At 64.2% G+C, this 18,070-nt stretch carries 20 protein-coding genes; 8 read left to right on the top strand and 12 right to left on the bottom strand.

Annotated elements, in window-relative coordinates; all coding sequences use genetic code 11:
- Positions 1-47: 47 nt before the first annotated feature.
- Positions 48-662 (bottom strand): class I SAM-dependent methyltransferase, encoded by a 615-nt coding sequence (locus tag BW970_RS14375; RefSeq protein WP_076532957.1) that lies wholly within the window; start codon positions 660-662, stop codon positions 48-50.
- 190 nt (positions 663-852) lie between these two features.
- Here BW970_RS14375 and BW970_RS14370 point away from each other — a divergent pair, with 190 nt between their 5' ends.
- Positions 853-1,614: a LamB/YcsF family protein gene (locus BW970_RS14370; protein WP_076532579.1), complete on the top strand. Its 762-nt coding sequence runs from the start codon at positions 853-855 to the stop codon at positions 1,612-1,614.
- A 30-nt stretch (positions 1,615-1,644) separates the two neighbouring features.
- Here BW970_RS14370 and BW970_RS14365 read toward each other — a convergent pair whose 3' ends face one another.
- Entirely contained in the window at positions 1,645-2,643 is a 999-nt protein-coding gene (locus BW970_RS14365; RefSeq protein WP_076532577.1) for a 5-oxoprolinase subunit C family protein, read from the bottom strand.
- Positions 2,640-3,356: a 5-oxoprolinase subunit PxpB gene (gene pxpB, locus BW970_RS14360; RefSeq protein ID WP_076532954.1), complete on the bottom strand. Its 717-nt coding sequence runs from the start codon at positions 3,354-3,356 to the stop codon at positions 2,640-2,642. Before pxpB ends, BW970_RS14365 begins: the two co-directional genes overlap by 4 nt.
- Before the next feature lie 291 nt (positions 3,357-3,647).
- On the opposite strand from pxpB, the gene BW970_RS14355 reads away from it, so the two are divergent.
- Positions 3,648-4,571 carry a dihydrodipicolinate synthase family protein gene (locus BW970_RS14355; RefSeq protein WP_076532575.1) on the top strand — a complete coding sequence of 308 codons (924 nt, stop codon included), beginning with the start codon at positions 3,648-3,650 and terminating at the stop codon, positions 4,569-4,571.
- A 46-nt stretch (positions 4,572-4,617) separates the two neighbouring features.
- On the opposite strand, the gene BW970_RS14350 is transcribed toward BW970_RS14355, so the two are convergent.
- Both BW970_RS14350 and rnk read right to left on the bottom strand, forming a co-directional pair.
- The gene (locus BW970_RS14350) at positions 4,618-5,061 is read right to left on the bottom strand and encodes a group III truncated hemoglobin (RefSeq protein ID WP_076532573.1); all 444 of its coding nucleotides are present in this window, start codon (positions 5,059-5,061) and stop codon (positions 4,618-4,620) included.
- A 102-nt stretch (positions 5,062-5,163) separates the two neighbouring features.
- Positions 5,164-5,568, bottom strand: a complete 405-nt coding sequence (gene rnk / locus BW970_RS14345; protein ID WP_076532571.1) for a nucleoside diphosphate kinase regulator — start codon at positions 5,566-5,568, stop codon at positions 5,164-5,166.
- Positions 5,569-6,148: 580 nt separating this feature from the next.
- Here rnk and BW970_RS14335 point away from each other — a divergent pair.
- Positions 6,149-7,075, top strand: a complete 927-nt coding sequence (locus BW970_RS14335; RefSeq protein ID WP_076532567.1) for a 3-hydroxyacyl-CoA dehydrogenase NAD-binding domain-containing protein — start codon at positions 6,149-6,151, stop codon at positions 7,073-7,075.
- 6 nt (positions 7,076-7,081) lie between these two features.
- On the opposite strand, the gene BW970_RS14330 is transcribed toward BW970_RS14335, so the two are convergent.
- From BW970_RS14330 to BW970_RS14315, 4 genes are read right to left on the bottom strand one after another with little or no spacing between them, the layout of a single operon-like run.
- Positions 7,082-7,564 (bottom strand): MarR family winged helix-turn-helix transcriptional regulator, encoded by a 483-nt coding sequence (locus BW970_RS14330; RefSeq protein WP_076532565.1) that lies wholly within the window; start codon positions 7,562-7,564, stop codon positions 7,082-7,084.
- 12 nt (positions 7,565-7,576) lie between these two features.
- A complete protein-coding gene (locus tag BW970_RS14325) occupies positions 7,577-8,863 on the bottom strand; it encodes a TRAP transporter large permease (RefSeq protein WP_076532563.1) in 1,287 nt (428 codons plus the stop codon).
- 34 nt (positions 8,864-8,897) lie between these two features.
- On the bottom strand, positions 8,898-9,377 hold the full coding sequence (locus BW970_RS14320; RefSeq protein WP_076532561.1) for a TRAP transporter small permease: 480 nt from the start codon (positions 9,375-9,377) through the stop codon (positions 8,898-8,900).
- Positions 9,374-10,399, bottom strand: a complete 1,026-nt coding sequence (locus tag BW970_RS14315; protein ID WP_076532559.1) for a TRAP transporter substrate-binding protein — start codon at positions 10,397-10,399, stop codon at positions 9,374-9,376. Before BW970_RS14315 ends, BW970_RS14320 begins: the two co-directional genes overlap by 4 nt.
- A 227-nt stretch (positions 10,400-10,626) precedes the next feature.
- Between BW970_RS14315 and BW970_RS14310 the strand changes: the two genes are divergently transcribed.
- The 4 genes from BW970_RS14310 to BW970_RS14295 are packed head-to-tail and all read left to right on the top strand — an operon-like array spanning position 10,627 to position 14,152.
- Positions 10,627-11,607 (top strand): PDR/VanB family oxidoreductase, encoded by a 981-nt coding sequence (locus tag BW970_RS14310; RefSeq protein WP_076532557.1) that lies wholly within the window; start codon positions 10,627-10,629, stop codon positions 11,605-11,607.
- Between the two features lie 23 nt (positions 11,608-11,630).
- Entirely contained in the window at positions 11,631-12,953 is a 1,323-nt protein-coding gene (locus BW970_RS14305) for an aromatic ring-hydroxylating dioxygenase subunit alpha (RefSeq protein WP_076532555.1), read from the top strand.
- The gene (locus BW970_RS14300) at positions 12,950-13,423 is read left to right on the top strand and encodes an aromatic-ring-hydroxylating dioxygenase subunit beta (RefSeq protein ID WP_076532554.1); all 474 of its coding nucleotides are present in this window, start codon (positions 12,950-12,952) and stop codon (positions 13,421-13,423) included. Before BW970_RS14305 ends, BW970_RS14300 begins: the two co-directional genes overlap by 4 nt.
- A 9-nt stretch (positions 13,424-13,432) precedes the next feature.
- The gene (locus BW970_RS14295) at positions 13,433-14,152 is read left to right on the top strand and encodes an SDR family oxidoreductase (RefSeq protein ID WP_076532553.1); all 720 of its coding nucleotides are present in this window, start codon (positions 13,433-13,435) and stop codon (positions 14,150-14,152) included.
- A 58-nt stretch (positions 14,153-14,210) separates the two neighbouring features.
- Here the strand turns inward: BW970_RS14295 and BW970_RS14290 are convergent, their stop codons facing one another.
- The 3 genes from BW970_RS14290 to BW970_RS14280 are packed head-to-tail and all read right to left on the bottom strand — an operon-like array spanning position 14,211 to position 17,179.
- A complete protein-coding gene (locus BW970_RS14290; protein ID WP_076532551.1) occupies positions 14,211-15,542 on the bottom strand; it encodes a TRAP transporter large permease in 1,332 nt (443 codons plus the stop codon).
- A gap of 1 nt (position 15,543) precedes the next feature.
- The gene (locus BW970_RS14285) at positions 15,544-16,086 is read right to left on the bottom strand and encodes a TRAP transporter small permease subunit (RefSeq protein WP_076532549.1); all 543 of its coding nucleotides are present in this window, start codon (positions 16,084-16,086) and stop codon (positions 15,544-15,546) included.
- Between the two features lie 52 nt (positions 16,087-16,138).
- Positions 16,139-17,179, bottom strand: a complete 1,041-nt coding sequence (locus tag BW970_RS14280) for a TRAP transporter substrate-binding protein (protein ID WP_083701306.1) — start codon at positions 17,177-17,179, stop codon at positions 16,139-16,141.
- A gap of 137 nt (positions 17,180-17,316) precedes the next feature.
- On the opposite strand from BW970_RS14280, the gene BW970_RS14275 reads away from it, so the two are divergent.
- Positions 17,317-18,069, top strand: a complete 753-nt coding sequence (locus tag BW970_RS14275; RefSeq protein ID WP_076532545.1) for an SDR family NAD(P)-dependent oxidoreductase — start codon at positions 17,317-17,319, stop codon at positions 18,067-18,069.
- Position 18,070: the final 1 nt, after the last annotated feature.

The raw sequence follows: 18,070 nt of genomic DNA, 5'->3' as shown, positions 1-18,070 counted from the left end.
TCAGTATCGCAGCCAAGCGATTCCGTCAATGCCGGTATGCAGCAGGATCAACCCGGGGCGCGGGCGACCAGAATGGCCACTGCAGACATGCCGATGTGACCGGGGCCCTCGGCGAGTTCGGTCTCGATCTCGTCCAGTGTCAGAATCTCCAGCCCGCCAAATGCGCTGCGCAACAGAGTGGCTGTATACAGGTTGGCGGCCTCTGACGGGCCGCCGGTGCGGTGCTCAAGTTGTTTCGGCGTGTAGCCGACAACGATCAGATGCCCGCCCGGCTTGACCGCGCGGACCATGCCTGCCCATTTCCGCGCGCGACCACCAGGACTGCTGAACTGGGTGAACACATCTGCAACCAGGTCGTAGGCGGCCAAAGGATAGGGCCATGCGTGGACATCGCCATGTTCCAGCCGCAGGGGCACGCCATGGCGTTCGGCCAGTGCCGCCGCCTTGCGCTGGGCAACCTCCGAAAAGTCCAGCGACACCACGTCCCAGCCACGGCGGGCCAGCCAGACGCCGTTGCGCCCCTCGCCATCCGCGACGCACAGGGCTGTGCCGGGCGTCAGCCCTGCGGCATGGGCTTGGAGAAATACATTCGGCTCTTCACCGAACAGATATCCCTGGGTGTCATAGCGGGTGTTCCAGCGGGTCGGGTCAGGGTGGGTCATCGAGATCTCGTAAAGGCGCGGCCAATCCGTCGGGCCACAGTCTTGCACAGGCTCGGGCAGCAGAGAACCGCATTTGTCCCGCACGCGATTCCCGCCGTGCAACTGCGGGTTCCGGTCAAGGCCCGATGCATGGCATAATCTGCGCGCAGGGTGGTCGCGACCATCCGCCGGACATCATACGGGGGCTTGCGTGCGTATCGACCTGAATGCCGATCTGGGAGAGGGTTTCGGGCCCTGGTCCATGGGGGACGACAATGCGCTCTTGTCCATCGTGACAACGGCCAACATCGCCTGCGGGTTTCATGCCGGCGACCCTGCGATCATGCGATCCACGGTGCGGGCAGCCAAGGCACAGGGCGTCGCGGTGGGGGCACATCCAGGCTATGCCGATCTGGCGGGATTCGGACGCCGCGCCATGCCGGGCCTGACCGAGGCAGAGACAGAGACACTCGTCGCCTATCAGACCGGCGCCATGGCGGCGATCTGCGCGCTGGAAGGGCATCCGATGACCCATGTGAAGGTCCACGGCGCCCTTGCCAATGCCTGCGCCGACGACGACGGGCTGGCATTGGCGGTCGGGCGGGCGATAAAGGCGGTCGACCCCTTGCTGGGCTATATGGTCATGCCCGGCACGGCAACGGAACGGGCGGCCGACAGGCTGGGCCTGCGCCCGATCCGCGAGATCTATGCCGACCGGACCTATGCCGACAACTTCAACCTGACGCCGCGCCGCCAGCCGGACGCGATGGTGCACGACCCTGCCGAGGCCCTGGAACGGGTGATTGCCATGGTGGCCGACCGGCGCATCGTCTCAACCTCGGGCAAGGTACTCAAGGCGGATGTCGACTCGGTCTGCGTCCATGGCGACAATCCCCAAGCGGTCGCCATGGCCCGTCACCTGCGGCAAGGACTCGTGGCAGCAGGTATCGCGGTGAGGGCCGTACTGGCCTAAGCACCATGCTGCCCCCCACACGGTGCCCGACTAGACGGAGAAAGGGTCCGCAGTGGCATCCACCATGCCGTCGATCAGATTGGCGGACAACAAGCGCCTGCTGTCTATCCGGCCTGAGGGGTGGGCTACCAGCCCAGCGATGGTATGCGCCAACCTCTGTGCTGCGGCCACAGCGTCGGCCCGCTCTACCAAGGCCAGCCGGAAATTCGCACCCGCAGGCAGTTGCGCGAGACGGTCAAGGTCGGCCGAGATCACGGTGGCAAGCTTTGGATACCCCCCCGTCGTCTGGCAATCGCGCATCAGGATGATCGGCTGGCCTGCTGGAGGCACCTGGATGGATCCGGGCAGCACACCGTCGGACACCATGGATCGCTCGTCCGGGGCCAGACGCGGGCCGACAAGAAAGCGTCCCATGCGGTCGGATCGCATGTCGATCTGCCAGTCCGCCGCAACCAGTAGGTCCAGCGCATCGGCGGCGAACCAATCCTCTTGCGGACCGGGAATACAGCGGATGGCGCCGGACGTATGCGCAGGGATCTGATCCATCGCCCTCGGGGTCAACGCTCCTCTGCCCACCGGCAAGTTGTCCCCCGGCGTCAGCAGTCCGCCGCCGATACCTGACCGCAGATGCGCCGAACGGCTGCCCATCTCCGGGGGCAGGGCGATCCCTCCCGCCACGGCCAGATATCCGTAGACGCCGCCCAGGATGGCCGAAATCTCGACCATCTGCCCGGTATCGGCCCGCGCCGACGCGCCCTGCGGTATCTTGAGCCCATCCACAGACAGTACGGCGCCAGGTCCGCCGACAGCGACCAGAACCGGGCCTTCGGCCACGCGGAACCGGGCCCCTGCCAAAGTCACCTCGACCGCCGCACAATCGGGACCGTTGCCGACAAGAACATTGGCCACCGCCAGCGCCAGCCGGTCCATCGCGCCGGCGGTTGATACGCCATAGCGGCGCCAGCCAGTTCGCCCGCCATCCTGGACGGAAACGCCGGGCGCACAACGTTCCACCACAAGACGGCTCATGCGATACGCTCCACGATCATGGCGCCATCGCCCGCAAGGACCGACAGCCGATGCCATTCCCCGGTGGAAATCGGCGAGAATACGATCTCGTCCCCCGCCTCGAACAGAAACGCGGGCTCTCGGGTCCGGTCAAAGACAAGTGCAGGTGTGCGTCCGACAAGATGCCAGCCGCTTGGGCCCTCGACACTGCCGACAGCCGTCTGTGCCCCGCCGATGCTGACGGACGAGGCCGGAACGCGCGGGCGCGGCGTGGCGCGGCGCGGGCGCGCAAGGCCGGGATCCAGACCGCCCAGATAAGAAAAGCCGGGCATGAAACCGATCATCATCACGGTATAGACGGGGGCGATATGCGCCTCGACACAGGCGGCCGGAGTCATGCCCGCATAGGCGGCCAGATCGTCAAGGTCTGCGCCCAGATCACCGCCATAGGCCACCGGCACCTTCCATCGGCGTGCCGGAGCCAGCTGTGCCCGGTCGCCGCGGGCCAGCGCCAGCACCCGCGCGCACAATGCCGCATAGTCGGTCGTCAGCGGATCGAAATGGACCAGCAGCGCAGAATAGGTTGGCACCGTTTCGACGACGCCGGGCACAGGCTCTGCCGCCAGCGCCCGATCCAGCGCCATGACCCGCGCATTGACGGCCAGGTCAATGACATTGCCGAAATCCACACTGATGGCGGCATCACCACAGGCAAGGATGCGCGGCCCGGTCATGTATGCGCGCCCCAACCCACCGGCGCCCCGGCGCATGGGTACGGCAGAGCGGCGGCGCCGCGCATCAGGATCATCGCAGAACGTTCAAGGCAAACCGGCACGGCAGTATCCATCGGCAAGGTGTGGCCGCATCGGCCACACAAACCCCAAGGTGCCCCGAATGCCGACCGATGACCAGTGCCCCGCGCGCCTGCTGCGCCGCGCAGCACCGATTGCCGTGCCCTTGCGGCAGAGGAACATCTGGCGCTACGACACAGGGGCAGACCCTGCCATGACCCGAAAGGACTCCACATGCCGCTGCTGACTGCCGACGCGAAGGGCGTCTACGCCATTTCGGTGACTCCGTTTCACCCTGATGGCCGGATCGACTTTGACAGCCTGGATCGGGTGACGGATTTCTATCTCGAAAAGGGCGCAACGGGCCTGACCATCCTGGGCATCATGGGCGAGGCGCAGAAACTCACGCAGCACGAGGCGCGCGACGTGGCCCGGCGGGTGATAGCGCGGGCCAGCGTTCCGGTTGTGGTGGGCGTCTCGGCGCCCGGCCTGGCCGCGATCACAGAGCTTTCGGCATCGGTCATGGATATGGGGGCCGCCGGGGTCATGGTCGCACCACCGGGAAATCTGCGCACCGATGCCCAGATCCGCAGCTATTATGCGCAGGCGGTCGCAGCCGCTGGCGAAGGTGTGCCTGTGGTCTTGCAGGACTATCCCCTGATCACCGGAGTGCAGATGGATACGGCCGTCATTGGCCAGATCGTCACTGACCATCCGCAGGTCGTGATGCTCAAGCACGAGGATTGGCCCGGTCTTGCCAAGATCACTGCCATCCGCAAATCGGAATCGGCCGGGCAGCGACGCATTTCCATACTGTGCGGCAATGGCGGGCTTTTCCTGCCAGAGGAAATGGGCCGCGGCGCCAATGGGGCAATGACGGGCTTTGCCTTTCCCGAAATGCTGGCGCAGGTGGTCGCATTGTGCGGGCAAGGACAGGCCGAGCGGGCGCAGGATATTTTCGATGCCCATCTGCCGCTGGTCCGCTATGAACAGCAACCTGTCGCGGGACTGGCCGTGCGCAAGTATGTGCTGGCCAGGCGCGGGGCCATCGCCTCAGAGGCGCAGCGGGCCCCCGGCGCCAACCTGCCTGCCGAAGCGCGCGCAGAGGTGGATCGCATGATGGCGCGGCTGGATCGCCGTCTGGCCGAACTGGCCTGACAGGCGCCATCTGCGCACGGCACAGGCGCACCGCCGGGGCGGATGCCTATAGCCGTGGCACGCCGCCGCAGCGCGCCTGATCCTCGACCGCCATGCGCAACGAACGGGCAATGCGCCGTGCCCGTTCAGTCAGATGATCCGCACCCGCAGGGGTGCAGATCTCGGCAGCCGTTTGCTGAAACAGGTCCAGCCAGCGGTCGAAATGTGCCTGATCGACCGGCAAGCCCAGGTGCGCCGGAACCGGCGCACCACTGTAGCGCCCGGTCATCAGTGCGACCGACGACCAGAAACTGACCATCCGTTCCAGATGTGGACCCCAGTCCATGATGCGGGCGGCAAAAATCGGGCCCAGCAAAGGATCCTGCCGCACACGATCGTAAAAGCGGTGCACAAGCAGGGTCAGCCGGGCGTCGTCCAGCCCGGTTTCGGCCATCAGGGATGCTGTGACATCGGGCCGGATCGACGATACCACACGCGGGCGTTCGGTCATGCCGCAGTCCTTTCGTCAGTTCGTGCCGCAGAGGTAGGCCCCCAGCCGGATCCTGTAAACCGGCCGGGACGCGCCACGCCGCGACAAGCTGACGCTGTCGGCTCAGACACCTGCATTGCGCTGAACTTCCAGCACAGTCAGGTTGCGGGATTCGCCCAGGCGCGTCTCCCAGTTGAACCGCGATCCCGCCCTGAGACCGATCAGCGCAACGCCGATGGGGGTCAGCACCGACACACGGCCTGCGGCGATATCCGCATCCTCGGGCAAGACCAGCGTCACCTGCTGATCCTTGCCGGTCGCCTCGTCGCGGAACGCAATGGAATCGCCGATACCCGCCACATCGTCAGGCAACGCGCCCGGCCCGACAACCTTGGCGCGCGACAGCTCCCCCAGAAGACGGTCGGCCAGATCCGGGTTGCGCGACAGCGCGCCCTCGGCAAGGCGTTCCAGGGTGTCCATCTGGTCGCGGGAAATGATGATCTTCGGAGGGGCGGGTTTACGGGACATGATATGTTCCTCGACAGGACTTGGACCGGGGCTTTGCCCGGCAGGACGGCCCGTTTCCGGGGCCAACAGAATTCAAAGAATGATGACCCCAGGCCTCAGGCCAGCCGCGACGACGCCGGTGCCCAGGGCATCCGGCGCATCAGCAGAGATCCGGCAGTCAGGCGGAACCTGCGTTGGAGAGCTGCGTCGATCATGGACCAACAGATAGGGAGTCCCCCTTGCAATGTCGAGCCTCGCCGATCTGACCCGCTGGACGATGCGTCACAAACCGCCGGTGTCTGCAACATCTCCACCGACAAGGGCTTGCCATGATCGCGTCGGCCTGGCGCCACGGCCGAAGGTATGTGGACATCAGGCCACCTGAGCGCGATCGACAGCGCCCCGTCGAATGGTCGCACTGCCGACGCTCCGGGGCTTCCGACGATCCGCATTCTGCGTTCCTGGGGCGGATGTTCGCAGGGCGCACAGAACCCGCACCTGCCTGTCGCACTGGCCAAAGACTGCCTGCGTCTCATGGCGGGGCTTTACTGGCGCATCGGTTCGGGCAATCTGCCATCATGGGATCGCAGGAGGCCGCGCCATGATGTTCACAAGAACCGCCGTGCTGGGCGCTGGAACCATCGGGGCCAGCTGGGCCGCGTTGTTTGCCGCAACCGGGCGAGAAGTGACGGTCTACGACCCTGCCTCTGATGCCGAGGCGCGCGTCGCCCGCATGATCGAGACGGCGGCAGAACCGCTCGCAGCGCTTGGCTGGGACAATGCGGGGGATCTGTCGCGCATCCGTTATACAGCCGATCCGGCAGATGCGGTGGTCGGTGCCACCTTCATTCAGGAAAGCGTACCGGAGCGCCTGGATATCAAGCACGATCTCTATGCGCGCATCGAACCCGTACTGGAACCCGGCGCGATCATCGGCAGTTCGACCTCGGGCCTGACGCTTGGGCAGATGCAGGCAGGCTTTACCAGCCCCGGCAGGCTGGTGCTGGCCCATCCTTTCAACCCACCCCACCTGATTCCGCTGGTCGAGCTGATGGCGAATGAGCGGACGGATGCGGATGTGCTCGACTCTGCACAGCGGTTCTACGAAAGCATCGGAAAAGTCTGCATCCGGCTGAACAAGGAAGTTCCGGGGCATGTTGCCAATCGGCTTCAGGCGGCGCTGTGGCGCGAAGCGATCCATCTTGCGGCCGAGGGTGTCGCAAGCGTGGGGGATATCGACCGCGCAATCGCACACGGCCCCGGCTTGCGGTGGGCCATCATGGGGCCCAGCATGTTGTTCCACCTTGCAGGCGGCGACAACGGGATGCGCGGCCTTTGCGCCCACCTTGGCCCTGCATTCGAAGCGTGGTGGGCAGATCTCGGGGCGGCCCACCTGACGCCGGAGGTTGTCGAAATGCTGGTCCAGGGCGTAGAGTCAGAGGCAGAGGGTCAGTCCCTGTCCGAGCTGGCGAGGAGACGCGACCGCCTGCTGCTGGGATACCTCCGGGCACGGACCGAGCAGATCTAGGGGGACTCAGCGCCGCACGGCATGGCTGGTTTCCGCGCTGGCGCGACGGATAACCTTGGACAGCAACGCTTTCAGCCGTTTTCCTTCGGCTTCGGTCAGGCTGGCCGCTATGAACTCTGCCTCGTGTCGTTTGGCACGCTCGACCATGGCCTCGGCCAGATCGCGCCCCGTGGCGGTCAGCCAGACATGCACCAGTCGCCGATCCTCGGCGCTGCGCACGCGGCGGATCAACCTGCGTGCGTCCATCCGGTCCACCACCTTGGTGAGGCGCGATTGTTCCATCTGGGCCAGGCGGGCGATTTCCGTGATGGTATTCCCGTCACTGTCCCACAGACACGCAAGCACGCGCCATTCCGCCACCGGAAGCCCCGCCTCGGCCGCCTGCAGGTGGAAGCCATGGCTGGCCAGGCCGCTGGCGGTCGCCAGCAGGAACTGGAGGTAGTCCGCAAGAAAGCCAGTCTGCGGATTCGGAGGCATGTCGAGACTCATGCCTCCTATTCACTACATCGAATTGGGAATGACCAGCACCAACCACGGCACCGCGACAAGTAGCGCCAGGCGAACCAGATCCATCAGGACAAACGGCGTGACGCCGGCAAAGATCTGCCCGACCGGAACATCCCGCGCCACCACCCGAAGAACAAACACATTCATGCCCATCGGCGGGGTAATGTAGCTGAGTTCCGCAGCCACCACGATAAAGATGCCGAACCAGATCGGATCATATCCCAGCTGCGTGACGATGGGAAACAGCACCGGAACCACCAGCATGACCATCGACAGGCTTTCCAGAAGCGCCCCCAGGATCAGCAACATGATCCCGATCAGGATGATCACCCCCACAGGCGGCAGATCCAGTGCCATAACGAAACGGCGCATATCGCTCGAAAGACCCGACAGGTTGACGTAGTTCATGAAATAGAGCGCACCGATCAGAATGAAGAACATCGCCGCCGTGGTCTTGCCCGTATCGAACAGCGTGGTCAGCGTGGCGCGCAACGTCAGCTTTCCCCGGATCGCTGTCAGGATCAGCGCGCCCGCCGCGCCCATGCCCGCCGCCTCTGTCGCGGTAAAGGCCCCCAGGTAGATTCCGCCCAGCACAAAGGCAAACAGCGCCATTGCCGGGAGAACCCCCTTCAAGGCCGCGATGCGCGCCGCAAGGGGCAATTTTTCCTCGCTGACAAGTTGCTCGGGGCGCATCCACAATGACAGCCGGACAGCCAGCATATAGCCGATCACCCCCATCAGACCGGGGATCAGACCAGCCAGGAACAGCTTGCCGATATCCTGCTGGGTCAGGATGCCATAGATCACCAGAATCACCGATGGCGGGATGATGATGCCCAGCGTTCCCCCCGCCGCAATCGCCCCGGTGGCCAGACTGTCGGAATAGCCGTGGCGCCGCATCGCGGGCAATGCGATGCGCCCCATGGTGGCCGCAGTGGCCAGCGACGACCCGCAGACCGAACCGAAGCCGCCACAAGCCGCAATGGTTGCCATGGCCAGCCCGCCACGGCGATGGCGCAACCAGGCATAGGCCGCGTCATAGATTTCGTCGGCCACACCCGATTGCACGATCAGGTTGCCCATCAACAGGAACAGTGGCACGACCGACAACGTATAACTGCGCGCCGAGTCGAAAAAGACCTGCCCAAGCATCGCCATGGCAGGATCGACCCCGATGATGCTGGCAACCCCCAGAACACCCACGATCACCAGCGAAAAGCTGATCGGAATGCCCGCAAACAGCAGACCGAACAACACCATCAGACCGATTGGCCAGCTCATCTTTCCTCCGGGGTTCCAGATTTCGGCAGGCGCATCACTTCGCGCGTTCGACCCGCATGAGCACCATGCCCAGCACCACCGTTGCAGATATCCCGCAGATGACACTGGCCGTCTGGGCCACCGGCCCGAGCGGAACCTTCAGGAATACCGTTGTCTGCCCATAGCCCGACAACCGCACCCCAATCTTCCACAATTGCCAGCAGGCAAGCCCAAGGACCGCCACCGAGGCCAGCCGGGCCAGCACCAACTGAAACGCCAATGCCTTAGGGCCCAACCGCTGGGTGACGAGATCTGCCGTGATATGCCCGTCATCCAGGCACAGCGCCGGCAGACCGCCAAAGACCACTGCCATCACCAGCAGTTCTGTCAGTTCAGGCCCCCCCGGCAAGGGGGCGCTGAACAGGTATCGCCCGACAACATCCGTAAAGGTGACTGCGGTCAGGGCCAGCAGCAGAATGCCCAGCACCACCGCAGTCGCCGAATAGCAAGCGACGCGCAGGCGCCCGATGATCATTCCGCCTGAACCTTGGCGAGTTCGGCCTTGTACATTTCCAGCGCCGCATCGAAATCAACGCCTTTGGCCTCGAAATTCTTGCGAACGGCGGCGTAGATCGATTCAGAGGCAGCTTCGAGCGCGGCCCGGTCCTCTGGTGTCGCATCCAGGAAAGTGACCTTGCCTTCAAGCGCGGCCATGCCCTTGGCGTCGGCATCATCCCAGGCCTTGCCCGCCATCCGCGCCAGCGCCTCACCCGATACCTTGTCGATGGCGGCGCGGTCTGCCTCGGGCAGGGCGTCGAACTTGGCCTTGTTCATCGCCAGAAAGAACGTGACGTTATACATCCCGCCGTCAACCGCCAGCGCACTGGTCACCGTATCGGTCAGGCGGAAAAAGTCGATGGACTCGGGCGGGAACACGATGCCATCGGCAATCCCATTGTGCAGCAGTTCATAGGTTTCCGAAGACGGCGCCTGAATCGACGACATGCCAAGGTTTGTCACCAACTGGTTGGTGATATCGCCCGCAATGCGGATCTTGGATCCCTTGAGGTCGGCCAGGGGGCTGGCGGGCTTTTTGCCCATGAACAGCATTCCCGGCCCATGCCCCCACAGGCCCAGCACCTTGACGCCCGCGTGCTCGCCCTTGTCCTGCAACATCGCGTCCCACGTGCGCCAGAAGGCGACAGAGGCGGCGGTGGAATTGGGCGTCAGAAACGGAAGTTCGCCGATGCCGGTCAGGCCGAAACGACCCGGCGTGTAGGCATGGGTGGCAAAGCCGATATCGGCGATCCCGTTTGCCACCAAATCGAAATGTGCGGGCGGCGGGCCCAACGGGGCGTCCAGCAGCACAACCTCGACCCGGCCTTCGGTTGCCTCTTTCACATCCTCGGCCCAGGGCAGGATGATATCCTTGACGATAGGATGCGCGACCGGCAGCCAGTTGGACACCCGCAGGGTCACATCGGCAGCGAATGCAGGCAGGGCGGTGGTGCAGGCAAGCACGGCGGCGGCAGCGAACTGCCTGATAACATGGCTCATATTCTGGCTCCCGGTTGATGTCTGCGGTCGGTGGAACCCGACTCGTTTATTGAGGAGAATCTGGCATCGGTTTTTCCCATCCGTCAAGAGAAATATGAAATGTCATATTTTTGATCTTCAATATTGACAGATCAATCCATGATAATTCATGCTTTATGGCAAGAGCCGACCGCCAGGGAAACGGCGCCGAACGGCCCCCTACCACGCGAACAGGAAGGATCATCGTGATGTTGCACCCCGGTCATCCGGGCGATGCCGCGCAAGCCCTGGAGCTTGAGGTCATCACCACAACCGAGATTGCCGACTCCATCCGGGAACTGACTTTGCGCGCGGTCAATGGCGCGGCGCTGCCAGCCTTCACCCCCGGTGCGCATGTGCGTATTCAGGTGGCTGACGGGCAATGGAACGCCTATTCCCTGATCACGCTGCCGGGCCAGGAGGCGACGGCCTATCGCATCGCCGTGCGGCGCGAGGATGGCGGCGCAGGTGGCTCCAGGGCGATGCACGCCCTGCGCACCGGCGCCCGTTTGCAGGTGCAGATGCCGCGCAACGACTTTGCGCTGGATACCGGGACCGGCCCGGCCTTGCTGATCGCGGGCGGAATCGGCCTGACGCCGCTGATCTCCATGGCCACCGCGCTTGCATTAACGGGCCGCGACTTCCGGCTGGTGATGGCTGCACGCAACCGCGCGGCAGCGGCCTATGCCGATACGCTTGCACAGTCCTTCGGCGCCCGCGTCGCGGTGCATCTGGATGATGAGGCAGGCGGCCCCCTGCCCGTCAGCGACCTGATCGCCACTGCGGCGCCCGGCACGCATGTCTATGTCTGCGGCCCCCGCCCGATGATCGACGCGACACGCGCCGCATGGTCTGCCCGCGCCCTGCCCGATGCGCAGTTCCACACCGAACTGTTCGACGCCCCGCAGACCGAAGCCGGAGACCAGCCCTTCGAGGTCGAGGTGGCCTCGTCCGGGCAGGTGTTCACCGTGCCACCCGGCAAGACCATCATAGAGGTGCTGGAGGCCGGCGGCGTCGATCTGGTTTATGACTGCCAGCGGGGTGATTGCGGCATCTGCCAGACCGGCGTGCTGGAAGGCACGCCCGACCACCGCGACGTGGTGCTGTCCCCCGCCGAACGCGAGGCCGGAAAGCTGATCCATATCTGCGTCAGCCGGGCCAAAAGCGCCCGCCTGAAACTTGACCTTTGACCGCCGGGACAGGGAGTAGCCGGATGCCACACGACCCCGACCTTCGGACCACCGTCAACCGCCTGATCCAGCCGCAACAGGTGCACCGCGACGTCTATACCAGCCCCGATGTCTACCGGCTGGAGATGAAGCACCTGTTCCCGAACTGCTGGGTCTATATCGGCCATGAAAGCCAGGTGCCGAAACCCGGCGACTACATCACCGCGCAGATCGGCGACCAACCGCTCTTGATGGTGCGTCACAGCGACAATCAGATCAAGGTCATGTACAACCGCTGCCCGCACAAGGGCACCAAGATCGTGATCGACAAGGCCGGGAACACCGGCAAATTCTTTCGCTGCCCCTATCACGCCTGGTCGTTCAAGACCGACGGCTGCCTGCTCGCCATCCCGCTGAAGAAGGGCTACGAGGGCACGGGGCTTGACCAGACAGAGGCCGCCCGTGGCCTGGCCCCGGTGGGCGATTGGCACAATTATCGCGGCTTCGTCTTTGCCCGCCTGGCGCCAGAGGGGATCGGGTTTCAGGAGTTCTTTGGCGACTCGCTGTCGTCCTTTGACAACATGGTGGATCGCTCGCCCACCGGCACGCTGCGGGTTGTCGGTGCCCCGCTGCGCTATATGCACAAGTGCAACTGGAAGATGCTGGTCGAGAACCAGACCGACACCTGCCACCCCATGGTCGCCCATGAATCCAGCGCCGGTACCGCCGTCAGGATCTGGGAGTCGATGGACAAGCCCGAAGGCACGCCCACCCCTGCGGCGATGGAGATCATCGCCCCCTTCATGTCGCCATACGAATTCTTTGAAGGCATGGGCATCCGCACCTGGCCCAACGGCCACGGCCACACCGGGGTGCATCATTCGATCCATTCCGACTATTCCGCAATCCCCGGCTATTGGGAGGCGATGGTGGCCGCCTATGGCGAAGAGCGGGCCCGCGCCATTCTGGGCGAGAACCGGCACAACACCGTCTATTTCCCCAACATCATGATCAAGGGCCCGATCCAGCAGTTGCGCAACTTCATCCCGATGGGGCCGGACAAGACGCTGGTGGAAAGCTGGATCTTCGCGCTGGACGGCGCGCCCTCGGAACTGACGGCGCGGACGGCGATGTACAACCGCATGATCAACGCCCCCACCTCGATGGTCGGCCATGACGATCTGGAAATGTATGAACGCGCGCAGGAAGGTCTGCTGGCCGATGGCCTGGAATGGGTCAACATCCAGCGCCTGTACGAGGACGGCGAGGATTTCGGCGCCGAAGCAGTGCTGAACGGCACCACCGAACGCCAGATGCGCAACCAGTTCGACGCCTGGAAACGCTTCATGCTGTGGGGGGCAGAATGATGCTGACAAAAGATTCTGTCATCGACTTTGTCCATGACGAAGCCTGGATGCTGGATCAGGGCCAGTATCAGGACTGGCTGTCGCTGTGGCTGCCCGAGGCGATCTACTGGATGCCGCTGAACTGGAACCAACAGGATCCGGTCAACGAAACCTCGTTGCTGTATGAGGACAACTTCATGCTGCGCCTGCGGGTGGAACGGCTGCACGGCGCGCGCACTTTCAGCCAGAAGCCGAAAAGCCGCTGCCACCATGTGCTGAACCGGCCGCGTGTCGTATCGCTGACCGACGATGCGGCAGAGGTCGTGACCCAGATGCACTATGTCGAAACCCGGCTGGATGATCAGATGCTGCTGGCACTGACCGTGCGCCACCAGTTGCGTCTGGTCGACGGCGCGATCCGCATCGCGGGCAAGCGGGTCGATATCCTCAACTGCGATGCCGCCTTCGGCAATATCCAGCTTTTGCCATAAGGGGGCATCATGGCCGAGTATACCGCCGTCATCACCGGGGGCAGCAAGGGCATCGGTGCCGATCTTGCCCAAGCCATGCGCGCCCGCGGCTGGCATGTCATCTCGCTGGCCCGCCAATCCACCGGCGCCGAAGGGGTCGAGGAGATGGAGGTCGATCTGACCGATCCCGCTGCCGTCGCGCGCGTGGCCGCCGACATCGCGGCGCGGCACAAGGTCACTCATCTTGTCCATAACGCCGGGATCATCCGCCCCAACCTTGTCGAACAGGCGCAGGTCGAAGACCTACAGGTGCTGACGCAACTGCACCTTGGCGCGGCCCTACAACTGTTGCAGGCGTTCTTGCCCGCAATGAAGGACCGCGGCTTTGGGCGTGTTCTGTTCAATGCCTCTCGTGCCGCGCTGGGGACCAAGACCCGCACCGCCTATTCCGCGACCAAGGCGGGCATGATCGGTATGGCCCGCACCTGGGCGCTGGAACTGGCCCAGCATGGCATCACCGTCAATGTCGTCGCCCCCGGCCCGATCCTGACCGACAACTTCTGGGGCATCATCCCCAAGGGCAGCAACCAGGAAACCGATCTGGCGAGCCGCCTGCCCGTTGGTCGCCTGGGCACATCGGCCGATGTCACACGCGCCTTCATGTTCTTTGCCGAACCGGAGGCAGGGTTTGTCACGGGCCAGACGCTCTATGTCTGTGGGGGCGCCAGCATCGGCGGCGTGCCGCTCTAGCCTGACCGACAGATATACCGCCCGACATTGCGGCGGGCCCTCCGGTGGCCCGCCCCGGTCAGCGCAGCGACATTGGCAGGTTCAACGCAAGCCCCGGAAAGCCAAGCACCAGGGCCAGCGCCAGAAGTTGCAGCAGCACAAAGGGAATGACCCCGCGATAGATTGTCGAGATCGGCAGATCCGGCGCAATGCCGCGCAGATAGAACAGCGCATAGCCGAAGGGCGGAGTCAGAAAGCTGGTCTGCAAGTTCACCGCCAGCGCAATCGCAAACCAGATCAGCACATGCTCGGATGGCATCCCAAAGTCCAGCTGGGTCAGGATGGGCGCCACAATGGGCACCACCACCAACGAGATCTCGACCCATTCCAGAAAGAAACCCAGCACGAAGATCAGCGCCATGATCGTCAGCATGACAACCATCGGGCGCGCACCCTCACCAAGGAACAGGTCCGCCAGCATGGCATCGCCGCCAAGGCGCCGGAATACCACCGAATAGATCGAGGCGCCGATCATCACGAACACGATCATGGCCGTGGTGGACGTCGTCTCGTAAAGCGACTCGCGCAAGGTTTTCAGCCGCAGGTTGCCCGAGGAAAAAGCGAGAAGCATCGCGCCTGCCGCACCGATGGCTGCCGACTCGGTCGGTGTGGCGATACCTGCCACGATGGTGCCGAGCACCGAAAAGATCAGGATCAGCGGCGCCAGCAGATCCCGCGCCAGCCGCGACAATGCGGCGCCCAAGGGCAAGGGATCGGTCCTTGCCGCCGGTGGCATCCGATGCGGTTGCAGGATGGCCACCGCAATCAGATAGACAACGTAAAGCGTGCCCAGCAGCAACCCCGGAACGACGGCCCCCATGAACAGATCGCCCACCGAAATCCGCAGCTGATCCCCCAGAATGATCAGCATGATCGACGGGGGGATCAGAATCCCAAGTGTACCGCTGGAGGCAATCAGGCCCGAGGCCAGCCGCATATCATAGTTGTTTTCCTTCATCGCCGGCAGCGCCATCATGCCCATCAGCACGACAGAGGCCCCGATGATCCCGGTGGATGCCGCCATGATGACACCAATGATGGCGACGGCAAAGGCATAGGCCCCCGACATGCCCCGAAAGGCCGATGCCAGCGATCGCAGCAGGCGCTCTGCAATCCCAGACCGCTCCAGCATCAGGCCCATGAACACGAACAGCGGAATGGCCACCAACAGCCAGTTCGCGAGCACCCCCGAAAAGATGCGCCCGACACCCAGCGACAGAAAGATCACCGGGATTCCGTTGAGGAACGCAAACAGGATGCCCGTCCCGGCCAGCACAAAGGCCACCGGATAGCCCGTGAATATTCCCGCCATCAGACCCAGCAGCATGAGAACCGGCCACAGATGTTCCATCTCAGCGTCCCCGGACCAACAGGACAATCCCGGCCAGACCGCGCAGCACGCCCGCAGCGGTCAGCATGGCAAAGGCCAGTGGCAGCATGGCCTTGATCGCCCAGCGGTTCATCAGGCCGCCCTGCGTCGATCCTTCGCCGGTGACATAGGCAGTCATGGCATAGCTGTAGCCGTACCAGGCAATGATCGCACAGAACGGCGTCAACAGCAGCAGATCGCCCAGCACCCGAAGCAGCAGCCTGCCACGGGGCGGCAGGTTCAATGCGACGGTTTCCACCGCGACATGCCGGTCATTGCGATAGGCCAGGATGCCGCCGAACAGGACCAGCAACGCGAAAACATACCATTGGAAATCCAGCAGCGAATTCACCGTGATCGCCCTGCCCAGCACCGGCACCGGCTGCGACCACGAGACCAAGGTGTTCTGCCCCAGCTTCGCCAAAAAGATCGCGGCCAGGATCGAGCCGATCAGCGGCAATATAAGCCAGCTTGCCCATTTTGCGGGCAGGCACAGCAGATCAAGAATGCGGTCGGCAAGGCGCATGGCGATCCTGTCGGGAAAGGGGCGGCCGCATCTGTCGGCCGCCCGGTCGATATCAGTCGCGCGGCAGTGCCTGCAGACGCGCCCATTCGCCTACGCCGTCCATATAGGCGGTCAGCGAGTCCAGCGCCTCGGCAAAGATGGCGTCGTTCTTTGCCTCTTCTGCCAGTACTTCCTTGGCAGCCGCCTGCATGGCCAGCAACACCTCGTCGGGGAAGCGGCGCACATCGACACCCGCATCACGGATGGTCTTGATCGCCTCTGCCTGGGCGTTCACCTGATCGGCCAGGTTCCACGAGATATTGGCGAAGCAGGCTTCGCGCATCACCTGCTGGGTATCGGAATCGAATCCGTCCCAGACCGCCTTGTTGATGATGATGCTGTCCCAGCTGGACGGCTGGTGCCAACCGGGGAAGTAGTAATACTTCGTCACCCGCTGGAACCCCAGCCCCACATCCAGCTGCGGGGCAGAGAACTCCGCCGCGTCGATGCGCCCGGTTTCCAGCGATACAAAGATCTCGCCTGCGGGAACCAGTTGCGTGTTCGCGCCCATCCTGGCAAGCGTCTTGCCGCCCAGACCCGCGATCCGCATGTTCAGGCCCTTGAGGTCGTCAACGGTGTTGATTTCCTTGTTGAACCAACCGCCCGCCTCGGCCCCGACCAGATGGCAGGGCAGCACGACCACGCCATGCGGATCATAGGCCTTCTGGATGATCTCCAGCCCGCCGCCCTTGAACATCCAGGCCAGCGTGATGTCCGGCTCGGGACCGAACGGCATGGAGCCCACAAGGTTCGCCACGGGAATCTGGTTCGCCCAATAGCCGATCCAGTCGAACCCCATGGGCAACGCACCCGATGACACCGCGCCGAACACCTCGAACGGCGGCACAAAGTCGCCGGCTCCATGCACGTTGATCGTGACCTTGCCGCCGGTCATCAGCTTGACCCGTTCGGCCCACAGCTTCGGGCTGGGTCCGATCGACGGGGTGTTCAGGCCGAACACGCTTTGCAGGTCAAAGGTCTGCGCGGTGGCGGGGGCAACGGCCCCTGCAAGAATACTGGCAGCCGCAAGGGCCGCCGCAAGGCGCTTCTTCATCATGTCCTCCCTGTGCCACCCCGGCCGATCATGGCCGGGGCCCTCCGTGGCGCCAAGCGGTTTTCGGCTTGGCATGGGAAAAACGTTAGTTATAGTCAAATCAATTTGCAACATGCAAATTTGGCTGGGAGGACGCCATGCAGGGAATCACAGGGCAGGTCGCCGTCGTCACGGGCGGCGCCCAAGGCAATGGCCGCGCCATTGCGCTTGGTCTGGCCCATGCCGGCGCGATGGTGGCGATTGGCGATGTCAACGCGGCTGGCGCCAAGGATGTTGCAGCCGAAATCGCCGCGCTGGGCGGGCGGGCCGTCGGGCTGGAGCTGGATGTGACCGACGGCACCTCGGTCCGCGACTTTGCGGATGGGGTGGCGCAGCATCTCGGCCCCGCGGCCATACTGGTCAACAACGCCGGTATCATCCGCCGCACCCCTGCCGATTCGCCTGGGTTCGAAGGCGACTGGGCCGCGGTCATGGCGGTGAATGCGACTGGCCCCATGCTGGTGACGCGGGCGTTCCTGGACCAGTTGCGCGCCACGCGGGGGCGCGTGGTGAACCTGGGATCCATCATGTCGGTCTCGGCCGGGCCTGGACTGTCGGCCTATGCCGCCTCCAAGGGGGCGGTCCTGCAACTGACCCGCGCGCTGGCCAATGAACTGGCACCGCTTGGCATCCGCGTCAACGCCATCGCACCGGGCGTGATCGACACCCCGATGACCGAGGCGACGCGCACGAACGCCGCGGCCATCGGCCGCTTCATGGCCCACACCCCGATGGGCCGCACGGGGCAACCCGACGAACTGGTGGGGCCGGTCCTGTTCCTGGCCTCTGACATGTCCAGCTACGTCACCGGCACATTGCTGCCGGTCGACGGTGGCTATCTGACGGCTTGAC

The sequence above is a fragment of the Gemmobacter megaterium genome (assembly GCF_900156815.1).
In the GTDB taxonomy this organism is placed as follows: domain Bacteria; phylum Pseudomonadota; class Alphaproteobacteria; order Rhodobacterales; family Rhodobacteraceae; genus Wagnerdoeblera; species Wagnerdoeblera megaterium.
The sequence above is the reverse complement of the archived record's forward strand: the minus strand, read 5'-3'. Positions and strand labels throughout refer to the sequence as shown.

What these genes read in the sequence shown, in the direction of transcription:
- pxpB (WP_076532954.1), bottom strand. Translation starts at nt 3,356, where the DNA reads ATGACCGGGCCGCGCATCCTTGCCTGTGGTGATGCCGCCATCAGTGTG.
- BW970_RS14305 (WP_076532555.1), top strand. Translation starts at nt 11,631, where the DNA reads ATGCCACACGACCCCGACCTTCGGACCACCGTCAACCGCCTGATCCAG.
- BW970_RS14275 (WP_076532545.1), top strand. Translation starts at nt 17,317, where the DNA reads ATGCAGGGAATCACAGGGCAGGTCGCCGTCGTCACGGGCGGCGCCCAA.
- BW970_RS14365 (WP_076532577.1), bottom strand. Translation starts at nt 2,643, where the DNA reads ATGAGCCGTCTTGTGGTGGAACGTTGTGCGCCCGGCGTTTCCGTCCAG.
- BW970_RS14300 (WP_076532554.1), top strand. Translation starts at nt 12,950, where the DNA reads ATGATGCTGACAAAAGATTCTGTCATCGACTTTGTCCATGACGAAGCC.
- BW970_RS14280 (WP_083701306.1), bottom strand. Translation starts at nt 17,179, where the DNA reads ATGAAGAAGCGCCTTGCGGCGGCCCTTGCGGCTGCCAGTATTCTTGCA.
- BW970_RS14325 (WP_076532563.1), bottom strand. Translation starts at nt 8,863, where the DNA reads ATGAGCTGGCCAATCGGTCTGATGGTGTTGTTCGGTCTGCTGTTTGCG.
- BW970_RS14290 (WP_076532551.1), bottom strand. Translation starts at nt 15,542, where the DNA reads ATGGAACATCTGTGGCCGGTTCTCATGCTGCTGGGTCTGATGGCGGGA.
- BW970_RS14295 (WP_076532553.1), top strand. Translation starts at nt 13,433, where the DNA reads ATGGCCGAGTATACCGCCGTCATCACCGGGGGCAGCAAGGGCATCGGT.
- BW970_RS14320 (WP_076532561.1), bottom strand. Translation starts at nt 9,377, where the DNA reads ATGATCATCGGGCGCCTGCGCGTCGCTTGCTATTCGGCGACTGCGGTG.
- BW970_RS14355 (WP_076532575.1), top strand. Translation starts at nt 3,648, where the DNA reads ATGCCGCTGCTGACTGCCGACGCGAAGGGCGTCTACGCCATTTCGGTG.
- BW970_RS14315 (WP_076532559.1), bottom strand. Translation starts at nt 10,399, where the DNA reads ATGAGCCATGTTATCAGGCAGTTCGCTGCCGCCGCCGTGCTTGCCTGC.
- BW970_RS14310 (WP_076532557.1), top strand. Translation starts at nt 10,627, where the DNA reads ATGTTGCACCCCGGTCATCCGGGCGATGCCGCGCAAGCCCTGGAGCTT.
- BW970_RS14350 (WP_076532573.1), bottom strand. Translation starts at nt 5,061, where the DNA reads ATGACCGAACGCCCGCGTGTGGTATCGTCGATCCGGCCCGATGTCACA.
- BW970_RS14285 (WP_076532549.1), bottom strand. Translation starts at nt 16,086, where the DNA reads ATGCGCCTTGCCGACCGCATTCTTGATCTGCTGTGCCTGCCCGCAAAA.
- BW970_RS14330 (WP_076532565.1), bottom strand. Translation starts at nt 7,564, where the DNA reads ATGAGTCTCGACATGCCTCCGAATCCGCAGACTGGCTTTCTTGCGGAC.
- BW970_RS14375 (WP_076532957.1), bottom strand. Translation starts at nt 662, where the DNA reads ATGACCCACCCTGACCCGACCCGCTGGAACACCCGCTATGACACCCAG.
- BW970_RS14335 (WP_076532567.1), top strand. Translation starts at nt 6,149, where the DNA reads ATGATGTTCACAAGAACCGCCGTGCTGGGCGCTGGAACCATCGGGGCC.
- rnk (WP_076532571.1), bottom strand. Translation starts at nt 5,568, where the DNA reads ATGTCCCGTAAACCCGCCCCTCCGAAGATCATCATTTCCCGCGACCAG.